The sequence below is a fragment of the Streptomyces prasinopilosus genome, from assembly GCF_001419695.1.
Taxonomy (GTDB): domain Bacteria; phylum Actinomycetota; class Actinomycetes; order Streptomycetales; family Streptomycetaceae; genus Streptomyces; species Streptomyces prasinopilosus.
The window spans coordinates 1-5677 of sequence record NZ_LIRG01000568.1 but is presented as its reverse complement, the minus strand read 5'-3'; the positions used below and the strand labels follow the sequence as shown (position 1 = coordinate 5677).

The window sequence follows — 5677 nt, the reverse complement described above, 5'->3', positions numbered from 1 at the left end:
CCGCCGGAGCGTCGGCGCACGTCGGTGGTGCGCTGCCGTGACCGGTCCGTGTGTGGCCCGGGTGCGGCGGACCGTGATGGGATGGCGCCGTGAGCCGCGCCACCGAGGAGACCAACCGCCGCATGCTCCGGGCACGGGACGCGATGGACCGCGACTACGCGCGGCCGATGGACGTCCCCGCCCTGGCGCGCATCGCGCACGTGTCACCGGCGCACTTCGCGCGGACCTTCCGGACCACGTTCGGCGAGACACCGCACCGCTACCTCCAGCGCCGCCGGGTGGAACGGGCGATGTTCCTGCTGCGGGAGACCGACCGCAGCGTGACGGACATCGGCTTCGAGGTCGGCTTCAACAGTCCCGGAACCTTCAGCCGCACGTTCCGCGACATCGTCGGCCGGTCGCCGCGCGCGTACCGCAAGGAGGCGACGGCCGCCGGCGTGCCGACGTGCTTCACGATGGCGTGGACCCGGCCGGCCGGCTGACGTCCCGCCGGACGCCGGGCACTCGGGAACCGAGCAGTTTCGGATAAGTTTCCGTCCCGCCGACTGGATAGCGTGAGCGTCATGTTCAACGCCATCACGCACTCGCAGATGTACGTCCTCGACCAGGACGAGGCCCTCGACTTCTACGTCGGCAAGCTCGGTCTGGAGGTCACCGCGGACATCGACCTGGGCTCCATGCGCTGGCTGACCGTCGGCGTCCCCGGCCACCCCGAGCGGCAGATCCTGCTCGAGAGGCCCGGCGCTCCGGCGATGTCGGAGGAGACGGCGGAACAGGTGCGCGACCTGGTGACCAAGGGGGCCATGGGCGGCTGGTTCATCCTCACCACCGACGACTGCCGCAAGACCTACGAGACGCTGCTGGAGAAGGGCGTGGAGTTCACCCAGGAACCCACCGAGCGCCCGTACGGAATCGACTGCGGCCTGCGCGACCCCTTCGGCAACCGCATCCGCTTCACCCAGCTGAAGGGCTGAGGCGCTCCGGGCGGACGCCGGGCGGGTCGGTCCCGGCCCGCCCCGCGCACCCGCGCACCCGCGCGGCGCGTGACGCCCGACCCCCGCACGGTGCCGGGGTCGGGCGGCCCGTCCGCTACCAGATCGCCTCGACCCACTCCGGGTGGTCGACGAACGGGTTGCGGTTGTGCTGGTAGGAGTCGTGGATGACCTGGTTGCGGCGCTTCTCGAAGGCGTCCGGCGGGTCCTGCTCGTTCCACTGCTTCAGCACGGAGAGCCTGCCCATGTACGGGTTGCTGCCGTTGTTGACGCTGTTGTTGGGCTCCAGGTCGGCCCAGCCGTCGCCGCCCTCGTAGCGGACCGCCATGTAGAGGATCATGCGGGCCACGTCGCCCTTGACGGCGTCGCGCGGCTCGAAGGAGTCGGAGTCGGTGAGGCTGCCGCCGCCGTTCGCCACGGCGCTGCCGCCGTTGTCGAAGTCCTTGTTGCCGCGGATGCTGTTGACCTGGACGTCCGTCGGGCGCAGGTGGTGGAGGTCGGTGCCGGGGCCGGTGGAGGTGCCGAAGTCGCCGTGGGACTTGGCCCACACGTGCTCGCGGTTCCAGTTGCCGGTGTTCCCGCCGTTCAGGGACTTGCTGCGGGAGACCCCCGAGTACAGCAGGATCACGTTGCCGCTGTTGTTCGGGTCCTGGTCGGTGGCCTTCAGCGCGTTCCAGACCGCCGAGTAGGAGAGCTTCGTCTGGCTGCTGATGATCGTGTGGAGCGAGGACTTGAGGGCGGTCCCCGTCTTGCCGATCGCGTTCCTGTAGTACGTCGAGTCGTAGTCCGCGGCCACGGCGGTCGCCGCGGCCGCGGCCGCGACCGGAGCCGACGCCGCTGCCGGGGGCTCGGGCGCGGCCGTGGCGGGGGACGCGGTCAGGGCCGGGACGGCGAGGGCGGTGAGGGCGGCGGTGGTGGCGAACGCCACCGCCTTCCGGCGTCGGGTGCGCATGCGTATCGCGAGCATGGGGGAGTGTCCGATCTACGCGAGTTGAACGAGGGTTCCCGCATCGTGACATGCGCATGAAGTTGTAGGAATGTACATGCGGTGTCGATTGCGTGTCGTCCTTGCGGAGGGGGGTCCCGCCGGGGTGACGCCGGCCTTCCCGAACGTTGCGGAGGGATGAAATCCGCTGCACGGTGTGTTGGTGCCTTCCGGTAGATCGGCACGATCGGCACGACCGGAGGGCACCCGCGTGACACCGCAGCAGGGATGGGCACGGCGACTGGGCGCGTACGCGTGGCGCCATCCGGGGGACGTCGTGCTGGCCCTGGGCTCGTCCCTCGCCGGCATGGCCGTGATGGCACTGGTCCCCCTGGTCACCAAGGTGATCATCGACGACGTGATCGGCGACCACACCCGCGCCATGACCCCCTGGGCGGGCGCCCTGATCGGTGCCGCGGCCCTCGTCTACGCCCTCACCTTCGTCCGCCGCTACTACGGCGGCCGGCTCGCCCTGCACGTCCAGCACGACCTGCGGACCGAGATGTACCGGACGATCACCCGGCTGGACGGCCGCCGCCAGGACGAGCTGTCCACCGGGCAGGTCGTCGGACGGGCCACCAGCGACCTCCAGCTGATCCAGGGCCTGCTCTTCATGCTGCCGATGACCATCGGCAACATCCTGCTGTTCGTGATCTCCCTCGTGATCATGGCGTCGCTGTCGCTGCCGCTCACGGCCGTGGCCCTCGCCGTCGCCCCCGCCCTGTGGTGGATCGCCCGGCGCAGCCGCACCCGGCTGCACCCGTCCACCTGGTACGCGCAGGCCCAGGCGGCCGCCGTCGCCGGGGTGGTCGACGGCGCCGTCAGCGGGGTGCGCGTGGTGAAGGGCTTCGGGCAGGAGGAGCAGGAGACGGGCAAGCTCCGCGAGGTCGGCCGGCGGCTGTTCGCCGGGCGGCTGCGGACCATCCGGCTGAACTCCCGGTACACCCCGGCCCTCCAGGCCGTCCCCGCCCTCGGCCAGGTGGCGATGCTCGCCCTCGGCGGCTGGCTCGCCGTGCGCGGCAACATCACCCTGGGCACCTTCGTCGCCTTCTCCACCTACCTCGCCCAGCTCGTCGGCCCGGTCAGGATGCTCGCCGTGGTGCTGACCGTCGGGCAGCAGGCGCGGGCCGGCACCGAACGCGTCCTGGAGCTGATCGACACCGAACCGTCCCTCACCGACGGCACCAGGGAACTGCCCGCCGACGCCCCCGCGACCGTCGAGTTCGACGGCGTCTCCTTCGGCTACGACCCCGGGCGCCCCGTCCTGAACGGCCTGTCCTTCGAGATCGGCCCCGGCGAGACCCTCGCCGTCGTCGGCGCCTCCGGCTCCGGCAAGTCCACCGTCTCGCTGCTCCTGCCGCGCTTCTACGACGTCACCGGCGGCGCCGTCCTCGTCGGCGGGCACGACGTGCGCGAGCTGACCACCGAGTCGCTGCGGGCCGCGATCGGACTGGTCCCGGAGGACTCCTTCCTCTTCTCCGACACCGTGCGCGCCAACATCGCCTACGGCCGCCCGGACGCGACCGAGGAGCAGATAACGGCCGCCGCCCGCGCGGCCCAGGCCGACCGGTTCATCACGGAGCTGCCCGACGGCTACGACACCACCGTCGGCGAGCACGGCCTGACCCTCTCCGGCGGCCAGCGCCAGCGCATCGCGCTCGCCCGCGCGCTCCTCACCGACCCGCGCCTGCTGGTGCTGGACGACGCCACCTCCGCCGTGGACGCCCGCGTCGAGCACGAGATCCACGAGGCGCTGGCCGAGGTCATGCGCGGCCGCACCACGCTGCTGATCGCGCACCGCCGCTCCACCCTGAACCTCGCCGACCGCATCGCCGTCCTCGACGGCGGCCGGCTCGCCGACATCGGCACCCACGACGAGCTCCAGCGGCGCTGCGCCCTCTACCGCCGGCTGCTCACCGACCCCGACGAACTGGGCGGCGTCTCCCCGGGCCACCACCCGGCCGCCCTCCGCGAGGACGACAGCGACGACACCACGGTCCGCGCGGAACTGGACGCCGAGTTCGACGCCGAACGCGGGGTCACCCCCCGCCTGTGGACCGGAGACCGCGAGCCCAAGGACACCGCCCTGTCCGGCAGCCCGGCCACCCCCGAACTGCTCGCCCAGGTCGCGGCCCTGCCCCCGGCCGACGACGTCCCCGACGTCGACGAGCACCGGGCTGTGCAGCCGGAGGACTCCTACGGACTGCGCCGCCTCCTGCGCGGCTTCCGCACCCCCCTGCTCCTCAGCCTCGCGCTCGTCGCCGTGGACGCCGGCGCCGGCCTGATGCTGCCGGTGCTGATCCGGCACGGCATCGACGCCGGCGTCACCCAGGCCGCCCTCGGCGCGGTGTGGGCGGCGTCCCTGCTCGCCCTGCTCGCGGTGCTCGTCCAGTGGACGGCGCAGACCGGCGAGATCCGGATGACCGGACGCACCGGCGAACGCGTGCTGTACTCACTGCGGCTGAAGATCTTCGCCCAGCTCCAGCGGCTCGGCCTCGACTACTACGAGCGCGAGCTGACCGGCCGGATCATGACCCGGATGACCACCGACGTGGACGCGCTGTCGACGTTCCTGCAGACGGGCCTGGTCACCGCGTTCGTCTCGGTGGTCACCTTCTTCGGCATCATGGCCGCCCTGCTGGTGATCGACGTCCAGCTCGCCCTGATCGTCTTCACCACGCTGCCCCCGCTGATCATCGCCACGTACTTCTTCCGCCGGGCCAGCGTGAAGGCGTACGAACTGGCCCGGGAACGGGTGTCGGCGGTCAACGCCGACCTCCAGGAGTCGGTGTCCGGACTGCGGATCGTGCAGGCCTTCGGACGCGAGCGGCTGGGCAACCGGCGGTTCGCCGAGCGCAGCGACGGCTACCGGGCCGCCCGCATCCGGGGCCAGTGGCTGATCTCGGTGTACTTCCCGTTCGTGCAGTTCCTGGCGTCGTCGGCCGCGGCGGCCGTCCTCGTCGTGGGCGGCATCAGGGTCGACGACGGGACGCTGACGACGGGCGCGCTGGTCGCCTACCTGCTCTACATCGACCTGTTCTTCGCCCCGGTGCAGCAGCTCTCCCAGGTCTTCGACGGCTACCAGCAGGCGTCCGTCTCCCTGGGCCGCATCCAGGAACTGCTGCGGGAACCGGCGTCCACCCGGGACGCCGCGAAACCCCTCGGCGTGCCCTCCCTGCGCGGCCGGATCGCCTTCGAGGACGTGGACTTCGCCTACGGGGACGAGGAGGAGGCGCTCAGCGGCGTCGACCTGCGCATTCCCGCCGGGCAGACCGTCGCGTTCGTCGGCGAGACCGGCGCCGGGAAGTCCACCCTGGTCAAACTGGTGGCCCGGTTCTACGACCCGACCCGGGGCAGGGTCACCGTCGACGGCACCGACCTCAGGGACCTCGACATCACCGCCTACCGGCACCGGCTCGGCGTGGTCCCGCAGGAGGCCTACCTCTTCCCGGGCACGATCCGCGACGCCATCGCCTACGGCCGCCCGGACGCCACCGACGCCGAGGTCGAGGCGGCGGCCCGCGCGGTCGGCGCGCACGAGATGATCGCCACGCTGGAGGGCGGCTACCTGCACGAGGTCGCCGAGCGCGGCCGCAACCTCTCCGCCGGACAGCGCCAGCTGATCGCACTGGCCCGCGCCGAACTCGTCGACCCCGACATCCTGCTGCTCGACGAGGCCACGGCCGCGCTCGGCGACCTC

At 72.0% G+C, this 5677-nt stretch carries 4 protein-coding genes; 3 read left to right on the top strand and 1 reads right to left on the bottom strand.

Going from position 1 to position 5677, the window contains the following annotated elements:
* Positions 1 to 89: 89 nt before the first annotated feature.
* A complete protein-coding gene (locus AOK18_RS22280) occupies positions 90 to 482 on the top strand; it encodes a helix-turn-helix domain-containing protein (RefSeq protein WP_175400352.1) in 393 nt (130 codons plus the stop codon).
* A gap of 81 nt (positions 483 to 563) precedes the next feature.
* Complete coding sequence (locus AOK18_RS22275; RefSeq protein WP_055573922.1) at positions 564 to 974, top strand: VOC family protein; 411 nt, start codon at positions 564 to 566, stop codon at positions 972 to 974.
* A gap of 115 nt (positions 975 to 1089) precedes the next feature.
* On the opposite strand, the gene AOK18_RS22270 is transcribed toward AOK18_RS22275, so the two are convergent.
* Positions 1090 to 1959, bottom strand: coding sequence for an endonuclease I family protein (locus AOK18_RS22270; protein WP_055695494.1), 870 nt, complete (start codon positions 1957 to 1959; stop codon positions 1090 to 1092).
* 229 nt (positions 1960 to 2188) lie between these two features.
* Between AOK18_RS22270 and AOK18_RS22265 the strand changes: the two genes are divergently transcribed.
* The coding region (locus AOK18_RS22265; protein WP_055695493.1) for an ABC transporter ATP-binding protein at positions 2189 to 5677 on the top strand (3489 nt) is incomplete at its 3' end.

Bases quoted from the DNA above. Each gene is read 5' to 3' on its own strand.
- AOK18_RS22275 (WP_055573922.1), top strand. From the start codon at position 564: ATGTTCAACGCCATCACGCACTCGCAGATGTACGTCCTCGACCAGGAC.
- AOK18_RS22270 (WP_055695494.1), bottom strand. From the start codon at position 1,959: ATGCTCGCGATACGCATGCGCACCCGACGCCGGAAGGCGGTGGCGTTC.